A 22,573-nucleotide genomic window follows, 5' to 3' on the forward strand; every position below is an offset into this window, starting at 1 on the left:
GTGTTGTCTCAACCCACCATTCATCGCACGCGGCTGTTCTCGCCGCTGCCCCTGCGCGGTGTGACTTTCCGTAACCGCCTCTGGGTGGCGCCGATGTGCCAGTTCTCGGCCGACGACGGCATGCCCGACGACTGGCATCTGGTGCACCTCGGCTCGTTCGCCAAGGGGAAGGCCGGCCTGGTGCTCACCGAGGCGACCGGGGTCAGCCCGGAGGGGCGGATCAGCTCCAAGTGCACCGGGCTGTGGAACGACACGCAGCTCGACGCGTTCGCCCGCATCAACCGGTTCGTCACCGAGCACGGATCGGTCCCCGGAATTCAACTCGCGCACGCCGGCCGCAAGGCGTCCGCGCAGGTTCCCTGGGAGGGCGACGGCACCGTCCCGATCAGCGAGGGCGGCTGGGAGACGGTCGGTCCGTCGGCGACGGCCTGGGGAGACCAGGCCGTGCCGCGCGAGATGACCGTCGCCGACATTGCGAAGGTGGTCGCCGACTTCGCCGATGCCGCCACCCGTGCCCTGGCCGCAGGATTCCGGGTCGTCGAGATCCACGCCGCACACGGCTACCTGCTCCACCAGTTCCTGTCGCCGATCACCAACCAGCGCAGCGACGACTACGGCGGAGACCCCGACCGCCGCGCCCGGCTGCTGCGGGAGATCATCGCCGCGGTCCGTGCGGTCTGGCCGGAGGAGCTGCCGCTGTTGCTCCGGATCTCCGCCACCGACTGGGCCGAGGACGGCTGGGACGTCGACGACAGCGTCGCACTGATCCGCTCGCTCGAGGGCTCCGGGATCGACCTCGTCGACGTCTCCAGCGGTGGTCTGACCCCGGAGCAGAAGATCACCGTCGGACCGGGATACCAGGTGCCGTTCGCTCGCCGGATTCGCAACGAAACATCCCTGCCGGTCGCGGCCGTCGGGCTGATCACCGACTCCTCTCAGGCCGAGCAAGTCCTCGTCGACGGAGCCGCCGACGCTGTTTTCGTCGGACGGAACCTGCTGCGCGAGCCGATGTGGCCGCTCAAGGCGGCGAAGGAACTCGGAGTCGAGGACACGCTCGACTGGCCGACCCCGTACCGGTCGGCCCGCTACCGCGGCAACATCCCCTGATCTCCTGGTGGGCGCCGATCGTTGACATGGATGGGTGCCCACCCGGTACCGTAAGAAAACAATCGTTCGTATGTGGTAAACGTGCCGGGTCCCGAACTTCCGCGCGCGCCGGGCGGCACCCACGGCCGCATCATCGCTGCCAGCGTTCGTGTGTTCGCCGAACAGCTCTACCTGAAGGAGAAAAGATGTCCGAGACCAGCCCCAGCCGTCATCAACTGCTGATCGACGGTAAGTGGGTGGATCCGGTCGAAGGCGGCACTGTCGACGTCTTCAACCCGTCGACCGGAGAAAAGCTCGCCGAGATCGCCGCGGGCGGCCCGCGCGATGTCGAACTGGCGGTGCAGGCTGCCCGCCGCGCATTCGACGACGGTCCGTGGCGGCGCATGCCGGCCGAGGCCCGCGCCCGGATCCTGCACCGCTTCGCGGACCTCATCGAGGCCAACGCGGACGAGATCGCCCTCATCGACACCCAGGACTGCGGAAAGCCCTACGCGTTCATCCGCGACATCGACCTGCCGAACATGGCCGACCTGCTGCGCTACATGGCCGGGTGGACCACCAAGCTCGAGGGACGCACCATCCCGCTGTCGCGGCAGAACCCCGGCGACTTCTTCTCCTACACCCGGCGTCAGCCGGTCGGCGTGGTCGCCCAGATCATCCCCTGGAACGGCGCCGCGCTCGCCGCGGTCTGGAAGCTGGCCCCGGCGCTGGCCGCCGGATGCACCGTGGTGCTCAAACCCGCCGAACTCGCTTCCCTGGCCCCGCTGCGTCTGGCGGAGTTGGCTGTCGAAGCCGGTGTGCCCGACGGAGTGGTCAACGTGATCACCGGAACGGGCGCAGATGCCGGAGCTCCGCTGGCCGGTCACCCGCAGGTCGACAAGGTCGCGTTCACCGGCTCGGTCGAGACGGGTAAGCGGATCGTCGTCGCGGCGGCATCGAACCTGAGCAAGCTGACGCTCGAACTCGGCGGCAAATCCCCCAATGTCATCTACGACGACGCCGATCTCGACATCGCCGTCGACGGAGTGCTCGGTGCCGTCCTCTACGCCCAGGGTGAGGCCTGCACGGCCGGGTCACGGCTGTATGTGCAGCGCAACGTCTACGACGAGGTCCAGACCCGTATCGCCGCCAAGGTGCCGCAGATCAAGATCGGCCCCAGCGCCGAGCGCGGTGTGCTGGTCGGCCCGATGATCTCCGACCAGCACCGCTCCAAGGTCAAGACCTTCGTCGAGGGCGCGCTCGGTGACGGAGCCGAAATTATTGCCGGTGGTGCCCAGACCCGTGAGCCTGGCTACTACCTCGAACCGACCGTGCTCGGTGGGGTCGATGACGACATGACCATCGCCCGGGAGGAGATCTTCGGCCCGGTGGTGTCGCTGATGCCGTTCGACGACGAAGCGGAGGTGTTGCGCCGCGCGAACGACACCACCTACGGTCTGGCGGCCGGAGTGTGGACGAGCAACGTCGGTCGCGCCCACCGCTTCGCCGAGGCGGTCAACGCCGGTGCGGTCTGGGTCAACTGCTACAACGTCTTCGACGCCGCGCTGCCGTTCGGCGGATTCAAGCAGTCCGGTTGGGGTAAGGAGATGGGCGGCGAAGCCCTCGACGGCTACCTGCAGAGCAAGGCGGTCACCGTCTCGCTCGCCTGATACCGCTCGAAGCCCTCGCATACGCCCGGCTGGTGCACCAGCCGGGCGTATGCATGTTCTGTGGCCGATGCCTGTTTCCTCACTACTTGGACACTGCGGGGTTGTTCGGCATGCACGCCTCGTTGTGATCGTTGACACGACAACCGAGACCGAACTAACATACGTACGTTCGTTTCTTGGGTTGTGGCCCCACCTTGCGTCACCGCCTGCATCGGTTCCGACTGCAATTGACGGTCGAATCCGCCGCGTGCCGTGTGCACTTCGGTTCACCGCACCCACCCGAAGACGCCTCCTGCCTTGTCGGCGGAGAATCCAGATACCAGGAGCCACGTCATGACAACATCGACGCTCACCGGCGCGCGTGTGACCTACACGCGTGCGCCCCTCTACAGTTGGTGGGTCCTGCTGGTCAGCCTGCTGTGCTTCATGTGCTGCTTCATCGGCCTGAACACCGTCGCCGTGTTCGGCACGGTCATTCAGGACGACTGGGGGATCAACGCCACCCAACTGTCGTTGCTCACCACCGCATCGATGCTCACGTTCTGCGTGGTTCCGGTCTTCGCCGGCAAGTGGGCCGCCCGTATCGGGGTGAAGAAGATCGTCGTCATCGGCCTACTCTGCAACGCCGTTTCGGCGCTCTTGATCCCGGTGGTCGGTGAGTCCTACGCTGGCATGCTCCTCCTGCGTCTGCTCCTGGGTTGCTGCGGCGGCGTGATGAATGCCTCGCTGGCCACCCATGCATCCTTGTGGTTCCCCAAGAACCGGCGCGGTTTCGCGACCGGCCTCCTGATGGGCTTCCTCGGCGTCGGCTTCTCGATAACCTCGTTCGCCGGACCGCTGCTGACCGACAGCGGCATGTCGTGGGAGATCGCCTCGATGTGGCTGACCGTGGTCCCGAGCATCGCCTGCGGTGCGTTGTTCGTGCTCACTGTCAAGGACTTCCACAAGACCCACCCCGGTGTGCCCTCGATGGACGCCCTCGTTGCCGAACCCGTCGGACTCCGGCGCCCGCACTCGACCCGATTCGACGCGCTCCCCAAACCGGGATCACTCGCCGAGGCGCTCCGCAGCTCCCGCGTCTGGTGGTCCTCGCTCTACGGTGCAGGCACGGCGATCACCCTCTACGGGCTTTCCTACGCCCTGCCTTTGTTCCTCGAACAAGACCGCGGCATGACGCTGCTCGAAGCCTCGGCGATCATCGGCGTCACCTTCATGTTCAAACTCGTCGCCGCCCCCATCGGGGGGTTGATGTCGGACAGGCTCTTCCGCGGCGAGCGATTCCAGACGAACATGATCGGTGCCGGTCTCGCCGGTGTCATGGTTGTCGCACTGCCTGGGATTCCCGCGAGCACTCTGGGGATCTACCTGTGCATGATGTTCCTGGCAGCATCGCTCTACGGTGGCACCTACTGGGCGTGGGCGGCGGAACTGTCTCAGCCGCAGGCGAATTACCAGACGAGTGGACTCATCGTGACCGTCAGCAATGTCGGCGCCGTGCTGGCCGCCCCGATGCTGGGGATGATCATCGACGCCACCGGCAGCGCGACCTACGCCATGGTCACCGTCGGAGTCCTCGGTCTGCTGAGCGTGGAGTGCGCCCGCCGCTCCCGGCTGTAGACCCGCACTCCAACCCCCTGATCGCCGACCCGCGAGGCCCGCTATCCCAGCCTCTGCGCCCTCGCGGGTCGGCTACGCGGGCACATCTCAGCGGATGGTCCAGCCGCCGTCCGCGACGTAGACCGCGCCGTGCACGAAGCTCGCTTCGTCGCTGACCAGGAACAGCGCGACGTTCGCCAACTCCTCGGGCTGCGCGTGCCGGCCGGCCGGTGCACTACGCAACGCCTCGACGACCGGCAGATCCTCGTTGTACAAGATGTCCTTGGACATCCCGGTTTCCACCGCACCTGGCGCGATCGCGTTCACCCGCACATTCTGGTGCGCGTAGTCGAAGGACATCTGCCGGGTAAACCCGACGACACCGTGCTTGGAACTGGTGTATGCAGTACCGCCCCCACCGGCGATGAATGCGGCGACCGAGGCGGTGTTGACGATCGACCCGCCGCCGGCGGCGATCATCGCCGGCAACACCGCGCGGGTCACCAGGAACATGCCCTTGAGGTTGACGCCGACGATGCGGTCCCACAGCGCCTCGTCGGTGTCGAGGATCGGGGCATATTCGTCGAGAACACCCGCGTTGTTCATCAGCACCGTCACCTCACCCGCCACAGCTGCAGTCTCAGCGGCCGCCGCTGCCACCGCCGACGCGTCGGAGATGTCGACCGCCACCCCGTGAGCCGATCCGCCCTCCTGGCGGATCTCGGTGACCACGGCATCGATCCCGACCGGATCGAGGTCCCATACGACGACCTCGGCACCCTCGGAGGCGAACCGTAGAGCGCTCGCGCGGCCGATACCCGACGCGCCGCCGGTGATCACCGCCGTCCGATCGGCAAGTCGAGTTCCCGTAGCGCTAGCCGTTTCGATCATTACTTCCTCCCCTGAATATGAAATGGCGGAACAGAATTGAATTCTTTGCTACCCTCCCCACCCGCGATGGTGTACGTGGCTCAGTCGCGGAACGGCTGCTTGACCCAACCCTGATCCCAGTTGGACACCTGGTGTGTGCGTCCGCGCAGTTCCTGGAAGTACCAGGTGCCGTCGCGCTTGACGAACTGATCGGTGTAGTTGATGGTCAGGATGACCGGGTCCTTCTTGGTGGCGTCCTGACTGTTCTCGATGGTGCACAGGCACAGCAGGTAGAAGTATCCGACTGCGCTCTGGCCGTCGTCGGCGAGTTCCACACGTGGGGCGATCATGTAGTGCAGAGCCCAGGTGATCTTGTCCGACAACGTCCGGAAGTGCGCCTTGATCTCCTCGTGGCCGGTCATGGATCCACCCTCGCCGTCCACGACCCACCGGCCGTCTTCGACGAAGAGACTGGCGATGCCTTGCGGGTCGTAGCCGTTGTCGCAGAAGCCTGCGTAGCGATACTTGAGCTGTTCGATTGCGCGGACGTCCTCGAGTCGTGTCAGTCGCTCGGCGAGCTCGGTGACGCTCACATCCGCGGTAGCAGCGTTCATGATAACGGGTCCTCCTGTGAGGGTTGATTTCTGGAAATTTTGGTTAGGAGATCTGTGCGAGAACCTTGGAAACAGTCTCGAGGTTGCGCATGCCCTCGCCCGGGTCGTCTGCCGGGTCGACCCACAGCACCGCCCGTTCGATCCCCAATTCTCGATAGCTCTCGAGCAGTGCGGGATCCGGTGGCGCCGAGGCCACCGCAATGCCGACCGACTCAGGGTCGCGGCCGGACTCCTCGACGACTCTGCGGAATTCGGGCACCGTCTTCGACAGACTCGGATCTTCTGCGGAGGGCACGACGTACCAAGCGTCGGCCCACTCGGCGGCATGCCGCATCGTGGTGGGACCGGCGCCGCCGAGGTAGGTGCGCGGGCCGTTCGGCTGCGCGGGCTTCGGCCAGGCCCACGAGGGGGCGAGCGACGCACGGGGGCCGTCGAAGCTCGCCACCTCCTCGGTCCACAGTGCCTGCATGACTTTGAGTTTGTCCCGCACGGTGGAGTAGCGCTGCTTCCACACGACGCCGTGCGCTTCCGCTTCCTCGACGTTCCACCCCATTCCGACACCGCAGATGACGCGTCCGCCGGATAGGTGGTCGAGGGTGGCGATCTGCTTGGCCTTCGCGATCGGATCGTGTTGGGCCAGCAGGCAGATACCGGTGCCGAGCATGATCGTCTGCGTGTGTGCAGCGATCATCGACATCGTGACGATCTGGTCGTAGGTGCGTAGGTAGAACTCGGGTAGTTCGGGTCCCCCGTAGGGGATCGGGTAGTCGGTTTTCCGGGATACCGGAAAATGCGTGTGCTCGGGCACGAACAGGGACTCGAATCCGTACCCTTCCGCGGCCTGCCCGAACTCCACGGGGTCCGGACCCTGATCGGTGAAGAAATAAACTACGCCCACATCCATGACGGGATCCTTAACTCATTGTCATTCTTTGAGGTGACGCCGAGGGGTTCAGGCGTCGTCGACCACGACGTGGTCCTCGAGGACCACTACGTAGTGCTTGCCGATGAAGTTCTCGACGTCCGCGAGGGCTGCCTGGCCGGCCTCGGACGCCCAACCGGCCTCCATCGCCTCGGCGCTCTCGTAATCGAGGACGGCGAGACCGTCGATTCCGAATCCGTTGTCGGGTTCGGTGGCACCTTCTTGCGGAACGACGTGCCGCTGCACGTAGCGGATCACACCGGGCACCTGCGCGGCGAGCGGGGCGTGCTTCTCACGCCAGTACTCGTCGAACTGGGCGAACGACATACCCGGCTTGCGTCCGATCAGTGCGATCGTGCGGACCGGTCCACCATTGAGTGTCATTGATTTTCCTTCTCTGTTGGGGTCGGTTGAAGGGGAGTAGGGGTTGTCAGCCGGGGTACTTCGCGAGCATTCCGGCATCGACGGGCAGCGCGGTACCGGTCACATACCGCGACTCGTCGCTGGCCAGCCACAGGACGGCCTCGGAGATGTCGGCGGAGTCCACCCATGGCACCGGCAGCAGGTTGATCCGCCCGAGAACGTCGATCCCGTCGTCGAGGGTCGGGTTCTCGAGGTCGGGCCGGAAGATCTTCGCCGCCGTCGGATTGTCGATCATGTCCGTGCGGACATTGGTCGGATGCACGGTATTCACCCGGATGCTGTGCGGAGCAACCTCGTTCGCGACCGAGCCGACCAGTCCGACCAGCGCGTGCTTGGCGGCGCTGTAGTGCGCCACGTGCGGCACTCCGCGAATGCCCGCGATGGAACTGATCGCGATGATCGACCCGCCTCGGCCGCCGGCGATGATGTGCGGCAGCGCCGCCTTCATCGTCTGCCAGACGCCGGTGAGGTTGATGTCGATCAGGGTGTCCCATTCGGCACGGGTGAGCTCCCAGGAGGGCTTGGCTGCTCCGAGTACGCCCGCGTTGGCGACGACGATGTCGAGTCGACCGAGTTCGGCGGCGGCCTCGGCGACCGCGGCGATCATCGACTCGTCACGGACGTCGGCTTCGATCATCACCACCCTGCGGCCCCGCTCCTCCACCAGGCGTGCGGTTTCCTTCAGGTCCGCGTGGTCAGGCATTGCGTAGCTCACCTGGTCGATCGGGCGTACCGAGTCGAGCAGGATGAGATCCGCGCCTTCGTCCGCGAGGGTGAGAGCGTGCGATCGACCTTGGCCGCGGGCGGCGCCGGTCACGAAGGCCACCTTCTCGTGCAGTCGCTGACCGATGTTCGTCATGCAGATTCCTTTCGGGGAGTCAGACGTTGGATGACGTGACGCAGGTCCAGTTGCTGTGCTCCCACCGCGACGGCGATGACCACTGCCTGGACGAGGAACTGAGTGGAAGAGGGTGCTCCGAGGGAGAGCACGAGCTGGGTCAGCTGGCTCAGAAACAGGGCCCCAACCGCCGTGCCGATGATGTTGCCGCGACCACCGGTCAGCGCGGTGCCGCCGACGACCACAGCTGCGATGGCCGGCAGGAGGTAGCTGGTGCCGGCATTGGTGTTCGGTGTGCTCACGTACCCGGCCAGCAGGACACCGGCGCCGCTGTAACACAGTGCCGCGGCGACGTATCCGCTGATCTTGATTCGGGAGGTGCGCACACCCGCGGCGCGGGCGGTCCGCTCGTTGGACCCGACGGCGACTACCCGGCGCCCCCAGGCGGTGCGCCCTGTCGCGAATACCGTCACGATCATCAGCAGCACCGCGAGCCATACCGTGTTGGAAACACCGACCGTTTTTTCCAGCGCGAAGTCGGACACACTTTGCGGTGCGCGGGTCGGGGTTCCTCCGGAGTACGCGAGGGCGGCGCCCATCAGGACGGCGTTGACTGCCAAAGTGGCCACCAGCGGGGTCACTGAGAATGCCGAGACGACGATGCCGTTGACCAGTCCGACGACGACGGCGATGGCGGCGACGACCAGCAGAGCGGCGAGGATACTGCCGTGATCCTGGGCGTACTGGCTGCTGACCAGCGCGGCGAGGGTCATCATGCCGGGCAGCGACAGGTCGATGCCCTTGAGCATGACCACGATGGTCTGCCCGATCGCCGCGATCGCCAGGATTCCGGCGAAGGGCAGTAGCGAGTCGATAGCGCTGCCCGAGATGCTGCCGGGGGCGATCAGCCAGCTGAACAGGAACAGTGCCACAGTGATCGCGATGACCGAGCTGGTGCCGTTCCAGGTCGGGGTCCAACGGCGACCGCGGGTGGACTCGTTCCCGGACTTCTGGGGGAGTCGTTGTTCTTGTGTCGCGCTCACTGGTCAGCTCCGCTCTGCGAGGGTTCGGGACTTCGAGTAGAAGGCGGCCGCGGCGATGGTCAGACCGCCGAGAAGCCACTGCTGCCAATACAGCGGCAGCCCGATGAACTGGACGACCGTGTTGATCTGGATCACCAGCACTGCGCCGAGACAGGCTCCGATGAACGAGCCGCGCCCGCCGAAGATCGAGGCGCCGCCGAGGACCGCGGCACCGATGCTGGCGAGGGTGTAGCTGTCACCGATACTGGCGTTGCCGGTACCGGCCTGAGCCATGAGCAGCACGGCTGCCGGGACGATCAGCACCGAGCAGCTCACGTAGGCGGCGAGAGTGATCCACTTGGTGCGGACTCCGATACGGTCAGCCGTGGCGTGCTGGGATCCGGTGGCTCGCAGTCGGACACCGAACATGGTGCGGTACATGGCGACTTCGAGAAGCACCGCCACGACGATTGCCACAACCAGCATGATCGGTACGAATCCGAGCTTGGTCGATGCGTACGAGGTGAAGACCGGATCGATCTTGCCCGCGGGCAGCGGACGCAGGAGGTAGGCGATGCCCTGGATCGCGGTGTAGGTAACCAGCGTTGCGATCAACGGGTTGATCTTGACGACCACCGCCAGCGTCCAGTTCACCAGGCCGACAACCGCGGCGACGATCGCGAGGACGACCAGGCCGATGATCATGCCGATGGGTGTCTTGTACGCCGACAGCACGAATGAGCCGACAACGACGAGCAGACCGGCGAGTGGGCCCACCGACAGGTCGATGCCCCCGATCATCATTACCACCTGCTGTGCCATCGCGAAGAACGCGAGGGTGGCCAGCAGCGGCAGGATCAGACCAAAGTTGCGTGACGTGAGGTAGAACTCGCTCTGGCTGATCGCGACGATCGCCAGCAGCACAGTGGCGAGCGCGAGAATCGCGGCGGGCGTCAGGTCGCTGCGGGAGATCTTCCGGCCGAGCGTGACCTTCCGCAGTGCCGTACCGACCCGGCTACGACTACCGGTCGCGCTGAGCGCGGCCTGGGCGATGCCGTGCTCGGTCAGTTCGTCGCCGACGAGCTCCTTCGCGGCCTTCCCCCGGGAGAAGACGATGACCCGGTCACAGAGCTGCTCGAGTTCCGCGGCCGACGAGGAGAGCACGATGACCGCCGCCCCGCGCGCCGCCGCCTCTCGGAGGATGGTGTAGATCTCCTCCCGCGCGCCGATGTCGACACCCTGGGTGGGCTCATCGGCGAGAATCACCGTGGACTCGGTCATCAGCACCCGGCTGAGCACGACCTTCTGCTGGTTTCCGCCCGACAGAGTGGTGATGTCGACCTCGGGGGAGGGAGCCTTGACCCGCATCGACGCGAACGTCTCGGAAGTGGCCTTGCGCTCGCGCAGGCGTGAGAGGGCACCGAAGCGCGTGAACCGCCCCAGCGAGGCCAGCGAGGCGTTCTCCCGAAGACTCAGTCCCGGCAGGATGCCCTCGTTGTGCCGGTCGTGGGGGAGATAGGCGATCCCACCGGCCAGTGCGGTGGTCGGGCTCGACGTCCTGACCGGACGGCCGTCGATCTCGACGGTGCCGTGGTTACCGACCAGACCGCCGAGCGCGCGGAGCACCTCACGCTGGCCTTGTCCCTCGACACCGGCGAACCCGACGATTTCGCCGGCCCGTACCTGCAGGTGAAGGTCGTCGAAACCCTCGCCGGAGAAGTCGGTGACCTGTAGCAAGGTGTCACCGAGCTGGCTCGAGCGGGTGTCGGCCCGCGTGAGACCGCGCGTGAGCTCCCGACCGACGACGAGGTTGACCACGTCCTGCTCGGTGACGTCGGCGCCGGTGAACGTGCCGACCAGCGCGCCGTCGCGCAGCACCGATACGGCGTGGGCGATCTGCTTGACCTCGTTGAGGCGGTGCGAGATGTAGACAACGGCACCGCCGGCCGCGATCAGCTCCGACACCAGCCGGAACAACTCCGCGACTGCGGGCGGTAGGAGGTGCTCGGTGGGCTCGTCGAGCACGATGACCTTCGGCTCCTCGGCCAGAGCCTTGGCGATTTCGACGACAAACCGAGCGTCCGGCTGCAACTCGCGCACCGGAGTGCGTGGATCGATCGACGCCACGTTGCTCCACCGCGCGAGGATGCCTTCTGCCCAGCCGACCTGGTCCCCGACGGATGGACGTAGTTCCTCGGGCATGCTCAGGCGCATGTTCTCGGCGACCGTCAGGTCCGGAAGGAGCGCTGGCTCCTGGTAGACGATGGCCAAACCCTGTTCGCGGCACCACGCCGGGGACGGGTCGGCGGCGGCGACGCCACCGATCTCCACCGTCCCCGAATCGGCGGTGATCGAACCGGCCGCTATGCCGACGAGCGTGGACTTGCCTGCGCCGTTCTGGCCGACCAGCGCATGAACCTCGCCGCGCCGGACCGTCAGCGAGACGTTCTTGATTGCGTGCACGCCCGGGTACTTCTTGTCCACCGCTTCGAGCCGGAGAACGACGTCCTGATCGGGCACTTCGTGGACGGGACTTTCCTGAACCTGTACGTCACTCACGTACATCACATCCTCGACAATGTCTTGCTGAGTCATAGTTGACCACTCCTTATCCCTGGCGCCCAGCCGCTACTGGAAGACGGCCGAGAGCTGCTCGGGCGAGAGCGCCGAGGACAGGTCGGCGTCCGGCGGCAGATCCTCGCGGCAGGTCGGGAGCTTGCCGCCCAGGGTGTCGACGAACGTGGGCAGTTCGAAGTTCTCCGGCTCGTTGTCGGGCTGGTCGTTGAGCGCAGCGAGCGCCTTGCGGGCTGCGATGCGTACGACCGTCGTGGTGCCGTCGAGGGTCAACAACTGGAAGCCGGGGTTGGCCTCGTGGTGCTGCAGCCACATGCACCCGAGTTCGTTGTCGGTAGCGGAGGTGGCCAGCGGCGGGATCGGCCGACCGGCGTTGATGAAGGCACGCAGTCCACCCTTCGATGCGACACCGTAATCCGATGCCAGGGCGTCGATCTCGGGGTACTTGGTCAACGCGCCGGCCATGGCGCGCTGTTCGTATGCCGCGTCCCAGCTCGAGGGCTGCGGCTCGTTGGTCAGGGGGGTGAAGGCACCGCCGAGTTCCTTCGAGGTCTCGTTGATTCCGTCCCACAGGGCGACCGTCGAGGGGCTTCCGCCCGGTAGTCCACCGCTGAAGAGCAGTGTGCTGCCCGGCTGGACCTGGCCGCCCAGCCACTTGGCCATCGTGTCGCCCTCGACATCGAAGTTGTACTGGACGTAGCCGTCGTAGTCGACACCGACCTCACCGCCGGGATCGGCGATGTAGGGGACGACGACCACGCCGGCGTCATGGGCGTTCTTCAGGGCGCTGAGGGCCTGGCTGCCGAAGTCGTCGTACGTGACGATCGCATCGAAACCCTGTGCGGTGTACGAATTGATTGCGGTGATGTACTTCTGCAGATCGTTGTCGGCCTGGGTGTACTCGAGGGTCACGTTGGGGCAGGCGGAAAGCTCGTCGGTGAGTTCGGCCTGCGTGATCTTGCGCCACGAGTTGGCGCCGAATCCGGCGACGTGCGCGATCTTGAGTGGCTGGTCACCGCAGAGCTGCCCGACCGGCAGGGCCTGGCCGCCGTCGCTCGTCGAACCTGCTGAGCTGCCACCCGATTCTGCCGGGGCACTGGCCGTGCATGCCGCGACGCTGAGGACTGCGCTGAGGGCAACTCCGGCAAGGGTTGCGCGACGACAAAACAGAGCGTTCATGGATTTTCCTTCTTCTGCCAGACACAGACGAACGTTTGCTCGTTTGTTTGTATTGTGGCGTAGAGCACAGCATCCGTCAACGGGTGATCTGCGGCATGCCACTACCTGGACGATTGGGTATTTCGTGGCCGTCACACGCCGACAGGGCTGTGTCGCAGGTGACGCGCCTTCACCATCGACGCACCAACCCTGTTGCGTCGGTAGGTAACCGCTCGTGCGGTCGCTGCCGTGGGGTCGGTGTCGCGCGAACACCGGGGCGGGAACCGATGTGCGCGATCTGAGGCAGCGGGGCTCGAAGGACGCTCGCGAAGCAACGGCCACTAGCCCTCCCGGTCCGTGACGGACTGGAAGGGCTGGGCCGTGCCGTATTCGATTGCGGAGCGCGGAGGGTCAGCCGACCGGGACCGGGGCGGCAACGCACACGGCATTGCGCAGCGTGCCCAGGCCGGTGATCTCCGTGGTGAGTGTCTGGCCGTCAGACAGATGTGTTCCGGTCGGGTGGCCGACTCCGCCGGGAGTTCCGGTCAAGATCACGTCCCCGGCCTGCAGGGTGACGATGTGGGAGATGTACTCGATCAACCGGGCCGGTGTGAACACCAGGTCGCCGGTCGAGTCCGACTGGACGGTGGCACCGTCGACGAGAGTGTTCAGGGTGGCACCGAGCCTGAACTCGTCCGGGGTCACGAGCGTCGGACCGAGCGGGCACGTTCCCTCGAAGGTCTTGCCCTGCAGCCACTGTTGAGTCCGATATTGGTAATCGCGCATGGTGACATCGTTGGCGACCGCGAAGCCGGCGATGTACTCCCCGGCGTGGGCGGCCTGCACCGATCGCGCCTTCTTGCCGATGACGACGGCGAGCTCCCCTTCCCAGTCGACCTGCTGATCGGCGTAGGCCGGGACGTGGATGTCGTCGTAGGCCCCGATGAGCGCTTCGGGGAACTTGGCAAACAAGGTGGGGTAGCGGGGGAGTTCGCGTCCCATTTCCGCGATGTGATTCGCATAGTTCAGGCCCACGCACACAATCTTCGTCGGGTGCGTGACCACGGGGGCGTACTCCACGGCACCGAGGTCGACAACCTGCCCGGAGGCCTCGGTGGCGATGCGGTGCCAGTGCGGGTCGCGTAGCAGATCCGAGAGGCTGGGATAGGGCTCGATCAGCACCGCGTTTTCGCCGTCGATCCGCGCGGCGGCGGTCGATCCCTCCACACGCAGCGTGGCCAGTTTCATGAGACGGCGACCTCGGCGGGCTTCTTGAGCATCAGACCGGATCGCTGGACGCGGCAGACCAGTTTGTCGTTCTGGTTGAAACCGCGGTGCTCGAAGCGCACGATGCCGGTATCCGGGCGGGACTTCGACTCGCGGCGCGACAGAATCTCGGTTTCCACGCGCAGGGTGTCGCCGATCAGTACCGGCGCGGGGAAGGCGATCTCCTCGAACCCGAGGTTGCCCAGCGTCGTTCCGAGGGTCGTTTCCTGCACCGGAATGCCGACGACGACGCCGAGGGTGAAGACGCTGTTGACGATGCGCTCGCCGTACATGCTGTCCTTCGCGAACTCGGCATCGAGGTGCAGCGGCTGCACGTTCATCGTGAGCGTCGTGAACAGCAGGTTGTCCGTTTCGGTCACTGTACGGGTCACCGCGTGCTTGATGGTGAGCTCCGGCTCGAGTTCTTCGAAATACAATCCACTCATTTTGGGGTCCTCAAGGGTTCGGTCGGTCGGGTGATGGGGTCAGTGCGACTGGATGGTTTCGGCGAGGGCAACCACGCCGCGAGCGGTTTTGATGTGGGCGATGTCGACGTGTTCGCCCTCGAACAGTGCCGCCGCCTGCCCGTTCGCCTGGGCCTGCTCGAAGGCCTCGATCATGCGGCGGAAGCGGTCGACGATTTTCGGGTCCGGCGCATAGACGTCGTTGATCGTCTCGATGTGCGAGGGATGGATGAGCACCTGCCCGGTAAAGCCCAGTCGCCGGTTGCCTTCGGCGAACCGGCGCAGGCCGTCCAGGTCGGAGATCTCCTGCCACAGTCCCACGATCGGATGGGCCAACCCTGCGGCTCGGCAGGCGAGCACGGCCTTGCTGCGGTAATGCAGGGTTTCCAGGCCCTCGGCGGTCCACTCGAAACCGACCTCACGCGAGACATCGGCATCGCGAGCCGCCGCGACCATCAGCGATGCGACCCGGGGATGGGCCGCCGCGATCGACTCGCAGTTCACCAGCGACTTCGCGGTTTCGAGAGTGGGGATCACCTCGATGCTGCCACGGACCAGGGCGGCCTCGATCTCGAAGTGCTCGAGCAGCGCGGCGAAGTCGAGAACCTCTCGGGCTCCGTACACCTTCGGCAACAGTAACCCGTCGAGTCCCGCGCGCACCACGGCCGCGAGATCTCGGCCGAAGTGGTCCGTGTCGAGTGGGTTCGGGCGCACCAGCACCGTCACATCCGGATGGTCACTGCGCAGGGCGTCGATCGTCTCGGCTGCCATTGCGCGGGCATCCGCCTTGCTCGGCTCGGGAACCGAGTCCTCGAGATCGAGGATCACGGCGTCGGCGCCGGCGCGCACAGCTTTCTGTGCCCAGCCCTCACGATGAGCCGGCACGAACTGGAGAGAACGTAGGGGTCGCATTACTTCCTCACTCGATTGGGCACCGCCGGTGCGGCGACGACACAGGCTCCCCGCAAATTCCCGGGGGAGACTGACGGTCGCCGCCCCGGCCACTCGGCCGTATCCGAACCCGCCGTGGACGCGGCGCGATATTTCGTGGTGTGCGGCATTTCGTCACATCCAGACTTCGTGGTGCAAGGCTTTGACCAAATGATTGACCAGCGGGTTGGTGGCCCGTACTGTTAAACGAACAATCGCTCGTACGTTAACACGGCCGGCGGCGCCGGCGCTATGAGGAGTTTCGATGACAATCAACGACGTCAGTACTGCCACACGAGTGATCGGGCAGCCTGATCGCTGGTGGGAGGACCTCGACCTGGGGGACGTGCTCCGGGGTCCCGGCATGACCGTCACCGATGCGCACCTGGTGCAGTGGGCCGGCCTGACCTGCGACATCGTCTCGCTGCACCTCGACGAGGAGTACGCCGCCGGCACCCAGTTCGGGCAGCGGATCGCGCACGGGCCGTTCACGCTCTCGCTCGCCCTGGGGCTGACGACTCAGACCGGCTACTTCAACAACGTCGTCGCCTGGCTCGGCCTCGACGAGGTTCGCGCCTTGCGTCCCGTGCTCATCGGCGACACCCTGCATCCCGAAGCCGAGCTCATTGCCGCCCGCCCGACGAAGAAGCCCGACCAGGGAATCTGGTCTTTCGCCTACAGCGCGCTCAATCAGCGAGGCGAGGCCGTGATGACCTTCCGGAGCAGCTTCATGATCCGCCGACGCCCCGAGCCGCTTCGCTGACGCGTGCAGCCGTCGGATCGTGACCGTCGCGCACTCTTGTGCGATCCAGGATGCGCTCGTACCCTTAGTTAAAAGCGAACGTTTGTTCTTGAAAGGAATCGAGTATGGCTGAGCACGACAAGCCGGTAGTAACTCGCAAGGGAGAGGAAGCGCAGAACACGGGCCAATCCGGTGGTGCCGTGCGCATCTCCGGGGTCAGCGTCCAGCACACGCCGGCGACGAAGATCTGGTTCGGGAAGGTCTTCAACGAGCCCGGATATCGGTCACTGCCGCATCATCACGGTGAGGCCGAAACCGGCGGCTACGTTCTCACCGGCAAGGCGCGAATCTACTTCGGTGAGAACTTCAGCGAGTACATCGACATGTCCGAAGGGGACTTCGTCTTCGTCCCGCCCTTCATGCCGCACGTCGAAGCCAACATGAGCACCACCGAGGAACTCATCTGGCTCACCACCCGCACGCCCGAGAACATCGTCGTCAACCTGCCCGAGGTCGCGGACAGCGTCCTCACCGGATACGTCCGTGTCGGCACTCACGCCGAGGCGCACTGACGTTCCCGTCATCGCCTCATCCGCAGACAATCTTTCGCTGCGGCTCAATATTTTCCACCCACGGAAGTCCTCCGGTCGAATCACGGCTGGAGGGCTTCGGTGTGCCGAGACGGGGGCCTGGCGGAAGTGTCAGCGCGCGCCGGTGCCGGTCGTCATCTTCGCGACCGCTGCAGTGCGATTGTTCACCGACATCTTGCGCAGGATGTTGCTGACGTGAAACCGGACCGTGTTCCTCGAAATAAACAGGTCACGACCGATTTCGGCATTCGACGCACCATCGGCGATCATGCCCAGTATCTCGTGCTCGCGACCGGTCAGCGGCTCGTCGTGATCCGAAGGGCATGCGGTCTCCGCGCGGGCCGCGGGACCGGCGTGAACACACGAATTGGCGTGGGCGCCGGAGAGGAGGACCCTCTCCAGCGCCGATGCGGCTCCAAGGCGTGCTGCCCGGTCATCCACGTGCTGAGAGTGAAGCAAGTCGAGGATTCGGCTCAGCTCGGCGTCCATCGTCATCGATTCCGCAGCCTCCGCGTCCAATCCGGCCTTGGGCGTTCCGAAGAGGAGTTCGACACCTGTTGACGCTCAGTCTGAAATGGTTGCTCGACAAAGGGGTTCTTGCGATCTGCCGGGAAGAGTCGTAGGCCAAAACAAACAAACACACGTTAGATTAACCGGGTGTCGGGTACCGAAGCAACTCCACGAAAGAAGCGGTTCCATGTCGATCGCCATCGGAGATCGAGCAGCACATCTCCCGCTCGAGTTGACCACCTTTGTCGGGAGGCGCACCGAACTTGCGGCGGCCGGACGACTCTTGGGGACTGACCGGTTGGTCGCCGTGACCGGCCAGGGGGAGTGGGGAAGACACGTCTGACGTTGCGCGTGGCGGCACAGCAGATCTTCGGACACCTCGACGATCTGTGCTGTTTCCTCACCCTCGGCAGCCCGGGGAGCGCCCGCACACCAGCAGAGCCTGCGCTCGAGCCTGGACTGGAGTTGCGACCTGTGCTCCGCGGCTGAGCGGTGTCTGTGGGAGGTGCTGTCGACATTCGCAGACGGGTTCGAGCTCGACGCCGCCGAAGCAGTATGCGCCGATTTTGCCACCTCAGATGAGCTACTCGCCGAGACACGGAATCGGGCCGGGCCGGAGGAACTCCGGACCGGCCCGCCCAAGGTTGTCAGCCGACAGCGCTGTCCGACCACTCCGGGTAGTCGATGTAGCCCTTGTCGCCGCCCGAGTAGAAGGTGTCGAGATCGGGCATGGTCAGTTCGAGGCCATCGCGCAGGCGACGCACCAAGTCCGGATTGGAGATGAAATACCGGCCGAATGCGATCAGGTCGCCGCCGCGCGCCAACCACCGATCGGCATTTGACTTGTTGACGAAGTCTGCACTTCCGACAATTGCCGGGTTCACGATCAGCGGGCCGGTCCAGATTTCCCGGATCCGGTCGTTGATGTCGTCCGATGCAGTCTCGAGGATGTGAAGGTACGCCAATCCCAGCGGATTCAGGGCGTTGAGGAGCGTTGTGTACAGGCCTTCGGGATCGCTTTCGTTCATGTCGTGGAACTTTCCGCCGGGAGAGAACCTGATCCCCACCCGGTCGGCGCCGATGGCGGCGCTGACGGCGGTAGCGACCTCGACCGCGAAGCGTGCCCGGTTTTCGTGCGACCCGCCGTACTGGTCGGTGCGCTGATTGCTGTTGTCGGACAAGAACTGCTGGATCAGGTAGCCGTTGGCGCCGTGGATCTCGACGCCGTCGAAGCCGGCAGCGATCGCGCGCTCGGCCGCTGCGACAAACACGTTGATCTGCTCTTGTATCTGCTCGACGGTCATCTCGACGGGAGTGACGAAGGCGAGCCGACCTCCGGAGTTGAAGATCGTGCCCTGGGCAGCGATGGGCGAGGCTCCGAGCGGCTGCATTCCGTTGATCTCAGGGTGTCCCACGCGGCCGCCGTGCATGAGCTGGGCGAAGATCCGGCCGCAGGCATCGTGAACAGACTGGGTGATCGGGCGCCAGGCTGCCTCCTGCTCGTCGTTGTAGAGACCGGGAATATTCGGCTCGGACTGTCCTTGCTTCGACGGCGAGATACCCTCGCTCACAATGAGACCCGCGCTGGCCCGTTGCGCGTAGTAGAGAGCGGCACTCTCGGAAGGCAGTCCCGTCTCAGAGGCGCGAACCCGTGTCATGGGTGCCATGACTACTCGATTCGACAGCTCGAGTGAACCCAATTTGTATGTCTCGAACAACATGACCTGAGATCTCCTTACTGTGGGGTGTTTGTCCGCCCGGTCATAGCCTGGCCTGTGGTTGTGTATTCGTCGGTCGAGCCCAAGAGCGCAGTCTCGTTGGCGCGGTGAGTAGTTCGCGACGACAGCGCCGATTCCGGGCATCATCGAGCGTCGTCGTAGGATGAATCGTCGGATTCCCATGCTCAGGTGGGGCCGATGTCTCGCCTGGTGCCTTCGCTGACCCCGCATGCAATCGATGATTGGTCGAAGTGCCTCTCCCGTGCAGTAAACGTACGGACGTTCGTAAGTATTAGCGGAATCGGTCGATGTGTCAACCCTCACAGGCGGCAGCATGGCCGGCGCATGTCGCAGGTCGTGGCGATCGGGCACGATGCGACTGCTCCGGTGGGGATTCGTTTCTCTCGAACGACCGAACTGGCAAGTGATGGGACGGAAAGTTCTGCAGCGGTGCGGTGCCGGAGGTGGTGCGAGTTCGGTGCCCGCGGCCTCTTGCGTCCCCGTGAACTATGAACTACAACTCATTTAACAAACGAGTGTTTGTAGGCGTTCTTATGCTCGTTTTCTATACTTTGTCGTTCCTGACGCGCCGTTCGAATCGTCGGTTGCCGTTCTGGCTGCGCAACGTATCCGTCGAAACACACGGACGGCTCGCAGCAGATCCAGCTCAGCGTTCCCATCGGTCCGGTAGGTATCCCCAGACGCGGAGGATCCGTGATCGTTCCAGAGTCGACAAATGCGGACACGCGAGAAGTGAAGAGTCACCATATTCCAGCCCCAAGCTGTGCGCCATCGAGGAGATTCGCCAGTTGAAGTCGCGGTATTTCGAGGCTACGGCCACTACCACGAGAAGTATGAGCGCGTGGGCGGGACGTGGAAGTTCTCCGCGCTCACTCCGACTCGGCTTCGCGTTGTCTGGTCCGACAAATAGGCACGTTGCTTCGGCCCTGGCGCACCGGGTGACGTGCGAGTCAATGCCGTCGACCCGGCGCGGTGGAGACCGAAACGACGAGGAACATCCTCACCAACGAGGAACTGCCCGTCGTCGAAGCTCTGCGCAAAGCCCCGGCTGGACGGCATGCCCAACCCTCCGAGCTATTCAACGTGGCGCTATTTGTAGCCAGCGACGAAGCCAACTTTGTGCACGGCGCCGTGTACATGGCAGACGGTGGGTGGACCACACACTAGATGGTCTTCTGGATGCGGCGTGGGCCAAAACGTCCGCGCATTGCGTCGCGGCATCGAACATCTGTGTGGAACCGACATCACCACCGTGGGGATGGTGCTGGCTGGCGGTGTTGCCGTGGTCACCGGAGCCACCCGTCCTAGGGTGTGTCTCCCAATGATTTGTGGTGTTGTGCTGCAGACTCTTCGGTGTGGCAGACGTTGTTGATCGGTTTGAGGTGTTGACGGACAAGCAGTGGGAGTTGCTCGCGCTGCTGTTGCCCAGTTCCGATGGGCTCCGGGGGCGGAAGTTCCGGAACAATCGTGTGGTGGTCGAGGGGATGCTGTATCGACTGCGGACCGGGTTGCCCTGGCGAGATCTCCCGTCGCATTTCGGGCCGTGGAAGACGGTGTGGAAGCGACATCGCCGATACGCCGGAGACGGAACCTGGGATCGGGTGCTGACGGCTCTGGTCGCGATGGCCGACGCCGGCGGGAACCTGGACTGGGCGGTATCGGTCGATTCCACAGTGGTCCGTGTCCATCAGCACGGTGCGAACGCCGCCCGCCACACAGGGGGATCTACCGAATTACACGAACCTGCGTGACGAGCCTGCCGATCACGGCATCGGCCGGTCGAGGGGCGGGTTGACCAGCAAGGCGCACCTGGCGTGCGACGGTCACGGGCGCCCGCTGTCGGTGCTGGTCGGCCCAGGCCAAGCCGGTGACAGTCCGATGTTCGCCCACGTGCTGGAGGGCATCTGCGTGCCGCGGCTCGCGGGCGGAGCGCACCGCACGCGCCCCGTCGAGGTCCGGGCCGACAAGGCGTACTCATCACGGGCAAACCGGGAACTGCTGCGAAGCAGAGGCATCAAGGCGGTGATCCCCGAGAAGACCGATCAGGCAGCGAACCGGGTGAACAAGGGCCGCGCGGGCGGGCGGCCACCGAACTTCGACCCGGAGTCCTACAAGGGGCGCAACGTGGTCGAACGGGCCTTCAACAAGGCGAAACAGTGGCGTGCGGTGGCCACTCGCTACGACAAACTCGCCCTCACCTACCGCGCCGGATTCCTGCTCGCCGGCATCGTCGAGTGGCTCAAGTTATTGGGAGACATGCCCTAGTGCCGTCCGTGGGCTGCCTGTTCAATGGTGTGACCGAGTGCGAAGAGCCTGTCGAGGCGCTCTGGGTGCCCGATGAGCTGGATGCCGAGCGGCATGCCCTGCCCGTCGAAGCGACCGGGGACCGTCAGGGCAGGGAGCCCCAGCAGTTGCCAGGGTCGGCTTAGAATAGGTGACCCCGTAGCGGACAGTCCTTCGGGTGCAGCGCCGGGTGCGGCGGGGCCGATGATGGCATCAACGTCCGTGAGCAAGGTCAGTATCGCCGATCGTGCCCATGCAGCCACGGCGAGAGCATCCTGGTAGTCGCGGTCGGTGATACTCCGGCCCTGCGTGAGGAGATCGTCGAGCGGTGCGCTCAGTTGTGCGGGATGCCGTCCCTCGGACGCCAGCGCGCGGCTTGCCTCGTACGCCATGACGGTGCCGTGTGCTTCGGCGAGGCGAGGCGTCACTGCAGGCCAGTCGAAGTCGACGAGTTCGGCGCCATCGGCGACGGCAGCCCCGACGGTGTGTCGCACCGCCGTCTGCATGTCGTCGGAGATGTCGACGAGTTCGATGCCGGACCACACCGCGAGCCGCGGGCGCTCCAGATCCCGTACCGGGTCGGCGAGCCGGTCGGGGCCCGTCAATGCCAGATAGGCGAGTCGGACGTCCGCGACAGTCCGGGTGAGAATCCCGGGCGCATCGAGCGTGTGGGACAGGCCGGCGAACCCGGTGGTGACGAGCGGTCCGCCGACCGGAGCGACCAGTCCCGCGACGCCGCAGTACGAGGCGGGCCGGGTCAGCGAACCGGCCGTCTGGCTGCCGAGGGCCAAGGGGACCACGCCGGCTGCGACCGCAGCCGCGGACCCGCTCGAGGAGCCGCCGGGGGTGTGTGAGAGCCGACGCGGGTTCCGTGTGGGGCCGGGGGCGAAGTAGGCGAACTCGGTGGTGACCGTCTTGCCCAGTGGGATCGCTCCGAGTTCACGGAGTCGGGCGACGAGGTGCGCGTCGTCGGCGGCCACCCGTCCTCGTCGCAACGGTGATCCGCACTCGGTGGGGAGGCCGCGCACATCGATGATGTCCTTGACCCCGAACGGAATTCCGTGGAGAGGGCCTTTCTGAACCGTACTGTCGAGTCGCCGGGCGGCGTCGAGTGCCCGTGTTCGGTCGACGCGGACCCAGGCCCGGATGTCGGGTTCCGTGCGATCGACCCTCTCCAGTGCATCGGCCACCACCTCGCTCGGGGGCAATTCGCCGGAAGCCACGCTCTCAGCGAGAGCGGACAGGCTCGTCTCCATCGGGGTTCTCCTCGAAGTCC

At 65.2% G+C, this 22,573-nt stretch carries 21 protein-coding genes; 7 read left to right on the forward strand and 14 right to left on the reverse strand.

Annotated elements, in window-relative coordinates:
* Nucleotides 1-3 precede the first annotated feature (3 nt).
* The 3 genes from OYT95_RS23905 to OYT95_RS23915 all read left to right on the forward strand — a co-directional run bounded on the left by OYT95_RS23905 (nt 4) and on the right by OYT95_RS23915 (nt 4,373).
* Entirely contained in the window at nt 4-1,107 is a 1,104-nt protein-coding gene (locus OYT95_RS23905) for an NADH:flavin oxidoreductase/NADH oxidase (protein ID WP_268789280.1), read from the forward strand.
* Nucleotides 1,108-1,292: 185 nt separating this feature from the next.
* Nucleotides 1,293-2,756 carry an aldehyde dehydrogenase family protein gene (locus OYT95_RS23910; RefSeq protein WP_037237148.1) on the forward strand — a complete coding sequence of 488 codons (1,464 nt, stop codon included), beginning with the start codon at nt 1,293-1,295 and terminating at the stop codon, nt 2,754-2,756.
* 333 nt (nt 2,757-3,089) lie between these two features.
* Nucleotides 3,090-4,373, forward strand: coding sequence for an MFS transporter (locus tag OYT95_RS23915; protein ID WP_268789281.1), 1,284 nt, complete (start codon nt 3,090-3,092; stop codon nt 4,371-4,373).
* Between the two features lie 87 nt (nt 4,374-4,460).
* On the opposite strand, the gene OYT95_RS23920 is transcribed toward OYT95_RS23915, so the two are convergent.
* From OYT95_RS23920 to OYT95_RS23970, 11 genes are all read right to left on the reverse strand, one after another.
* On the reverse strand, nt 4,461-5,243 hold the full coding sequence (locus tag OYT95_RS23920) for an SDR family NAD(P)-dependent oxidoreductase (protein WP_268789282.1): 783 nt from the start codon (nt 5,241-5,243) through the stop codon (nt 4,461-4,463).
* 80 nt (nt 5,244-5,323) lie between these two features.
* Nucleotides 5,324-5,836 carry a nuclear transport factor 2 family protein gene (locus OYT95_RS23925; RefSeq protein ID WP_012690309.1) on the reverse strand — a complete coding sequence of 171 codons (513 nt, stop codon included), beginning with the start codon at nt 5,834-5,836 and terminating at the stop codon, nt 5,324-5,326.
* Between the two features lie 43 nt (nt 5,837-5,879).
* Nucleotides 5,880-6,740, reverse strand: a complete 861-nt coding sequence (locus OYT95_RS23930) for an LLM class F420-dependent oxidoreductase (RefSeq protein ID WP_012690308.1) — start codon at nt 6,738-6,740, stop codon at nt 5,880-5,882.
* Between the two features lie 48 nt (nt 6,741-6,788).
* Nucleotides 6,789-7,142: an EthD family reductase gene (locus OYT95_RS23935; protein WP_012690307.1), complete on the reverse strand. Its 354-nt coding sequence runs from the start codon at nt 7,140-7,142 to the stop codon at nt 6,789-6,791.
* Between the two features lie 46 nt (nt 7,143-7,188).
* On the reverse strand, nt 7,189-8,040 hold the full coding sequence (locus tag OYT95_RS23940) for a mycofactocin-coupled SDR family oxidoreductase (RefSeq protein WP_012690306.1): 852 nt from the start codon (nt 8,038-8,040) through the stop codon (nt 7,189-7,191).
* Nucleotides 8,037-9,062, reverse strand: coding sequence for an ABC transporter permease (locus tag OYT95_RS23945; RefSeq protein ID WP_268789283.1), 1,026 nt, complete (start codon nt 9,060-9,062; stop codon nt 8,037-8,039). The genes OYT95_RS23940 and OYT95_RS23945 overlap by 4 nt, the downstream gene beginning before the upstream one ends.
* 3 nt (nt 9,063-9,065) lie before the next feature.
* Nucleotides 9,066-11,606 (reverse strand): ATP-binding cassette domain-containing protein, encoded by a 2,541-nt coding sequence (locus tag OYT95_RS23950; protein WP_442972570.1) that lies wholly within the window; start codon nt 11,604-11,606, stop codon nt 9,066-9,068.
* A 63-nt stretch (nt 11,607-11,669) separates the two neighbouring features.
* Complete coding sequence (locus OYT95_RS23955; RefSeq protein WP_012690303.1) at nt 11,670-12,794, reverse strand: substrate-binding domain-containing protein; 1,125 nt, start codon at nt 12,792-12,794, stop codon at nt 11,670-11,672.
* Nucleotides 12,795-13,184: 390 nt separating this feature from the next.
* Nucleotides 13,185-14,021 carry a fumarylacetoacetate hydrolase family protein gene (locus OYT95_RS23960; protein ID WP_268789286.1) on the reverse strand — a complete coding sequence of 279 codons (837 nt, stop codon included), beginning with the start codon at nt 14,019-14,021 and terminating at the stop codon, nt 13,185-13,187.
* Nucleotides 14,018-14,485, reverse strand: a complete 468-nt coding sequence (locus tag OYT95_RS23965; protein WP_005565830.1) for a MaoC family dehydratase — start codon at nt 14,483-14,485, stop codon at nt 14,018-14,020. The genes OYT95_RS23960 and OYT95_RS23965 overlap by 4 nt, the downstream gene beginning before the upstream one ends.
* A gap of 39 nt (nt 14,486-14,524) precedes the next feature.
* Entirely contained in the window at nt 14,525-15,415 is an 891-nt protein-coding gene (locus OYT95_RS23970) for an HpcH/HpaI aldolase/citrate lyase family protein (RefSeq protein ID WP_012690301.1), read from the reverse strand.
* A gap of 283 nt (nt 15,416-15,698) precedes the next feature.
* Here OYT95_RS23970 and OYT95_RS23975 point away from each other — a divergent pair, with 283 nt between their 5' ends.
* Both OYT95_RS23975 and OYT95_RS23980 read left to right on the forward strand, forming a co-directional pair.
* Nucleotides 15,699-16,196 carry a MaoC/PaaZ C-terminal domain-containing protein gene (locus OYT95_RS23975; protein WP_052033453.1) on the forward strand — a complete coding sequence of 166 codons (498 nt, stop codon included), beginning with the start codon at nt 15,699-15,701 and terminating at the stop codon, nt 16,194-16,196.
* Nucleotides 16,197-16,300: 104 nt separating this feature from the next.
* Entirely contained in the window at nt 16,301-16,747 is a 447-nt protein-coding gene (locus OYT95_RS23980) for a cupin domain-containing protein (RefSeq protein ID WP_037237187.1), read from the forward strand.
* A gap of 129 nt (nt 16,748-16,876) precedes the next feature.
* Here the strand turns inward: OYT95_RS23980 and OYT95_RS44465 are convergent, their stop codons facing one another.
* Nucleotides 16,877-17,260 (reverse strand): helix-turn-helix domain-containing protein, encoded by a 384-nt coding sequence (locus OYT95_RS44465; protein WP_328286510.1) that lies wholly within the window; start codon nt 17,258-17,260, stop codon nt 16,877-16,879.
* Between the two features lie 662 nt (nt 17,261-17,922).
* Entirely contained in the window at nt 17,923-18,996 is a 1,074-nt protein-coding gene (locus OYT95_RS23990; RefSeq protein ID WP_268792265.1) for an alkene reductase, read from the reverse strand.
* Between the two features lie 990 nt (nt 18,997-19,986).
* Here OYT95_RS23990 and OYT95_RS23995 point away from each other — a divergent pair.
* A complete protein-coding gene (locus tag OYT95_RS23995) occupies nt 19,987-20,181 on the forward strand; it encodes an SDR family oxidoreductase (RefSeq protein ID WP_268789289.1) in 195 nt (64 codons plus the stop codon).
* Between the two features lie 188 nt (nt 20,182-20,369).
* Nucleotides 20,370-21,279, forward strand: a protein-coding gene (locus tag OYT95_RS24000) for an IS5 family transposase (RefSeq protein WP_268789290.1) whose coding sequence is annotated in 2 segments (ribosomal slippage) — nt 20,370-20,726 and nt 20,728-21,279 — 909 coding nt in all. Because the reading frame shifts where the segments join, the coding sequence is not laid out codon by codon here.
* On the opposite strand, the gene OYT95_RS24005 is transcribed toward OYT95_RS24000, so the two are convergent.
* Complete coding sequence (locus tag OYT95_RS24005) at nt 21,276-22,553, reverse strand: amidase (RefSeq protein WP_268789291.1); 1,278 nt, start codon at nt 22,551-22,553, stop codon at nt 21,276-21,278. The genes OYT95_RS24000 and OYT95_RS24005 overlap by 4 nt on opposite strands.
* Nucleotides 22,554-22,573: the final 20 nt, after the last annotated feature.

Source organism: Rhodococcus sp. JS3073, from assembly GCF_026810085.1.
GTDB lineage: Bacteria > Actinomycetota > Actinomycetes > Mycobacteriales > Mycobacteriaceae > Rhodococcus_F > Rhodococcus_F wratislaviensis.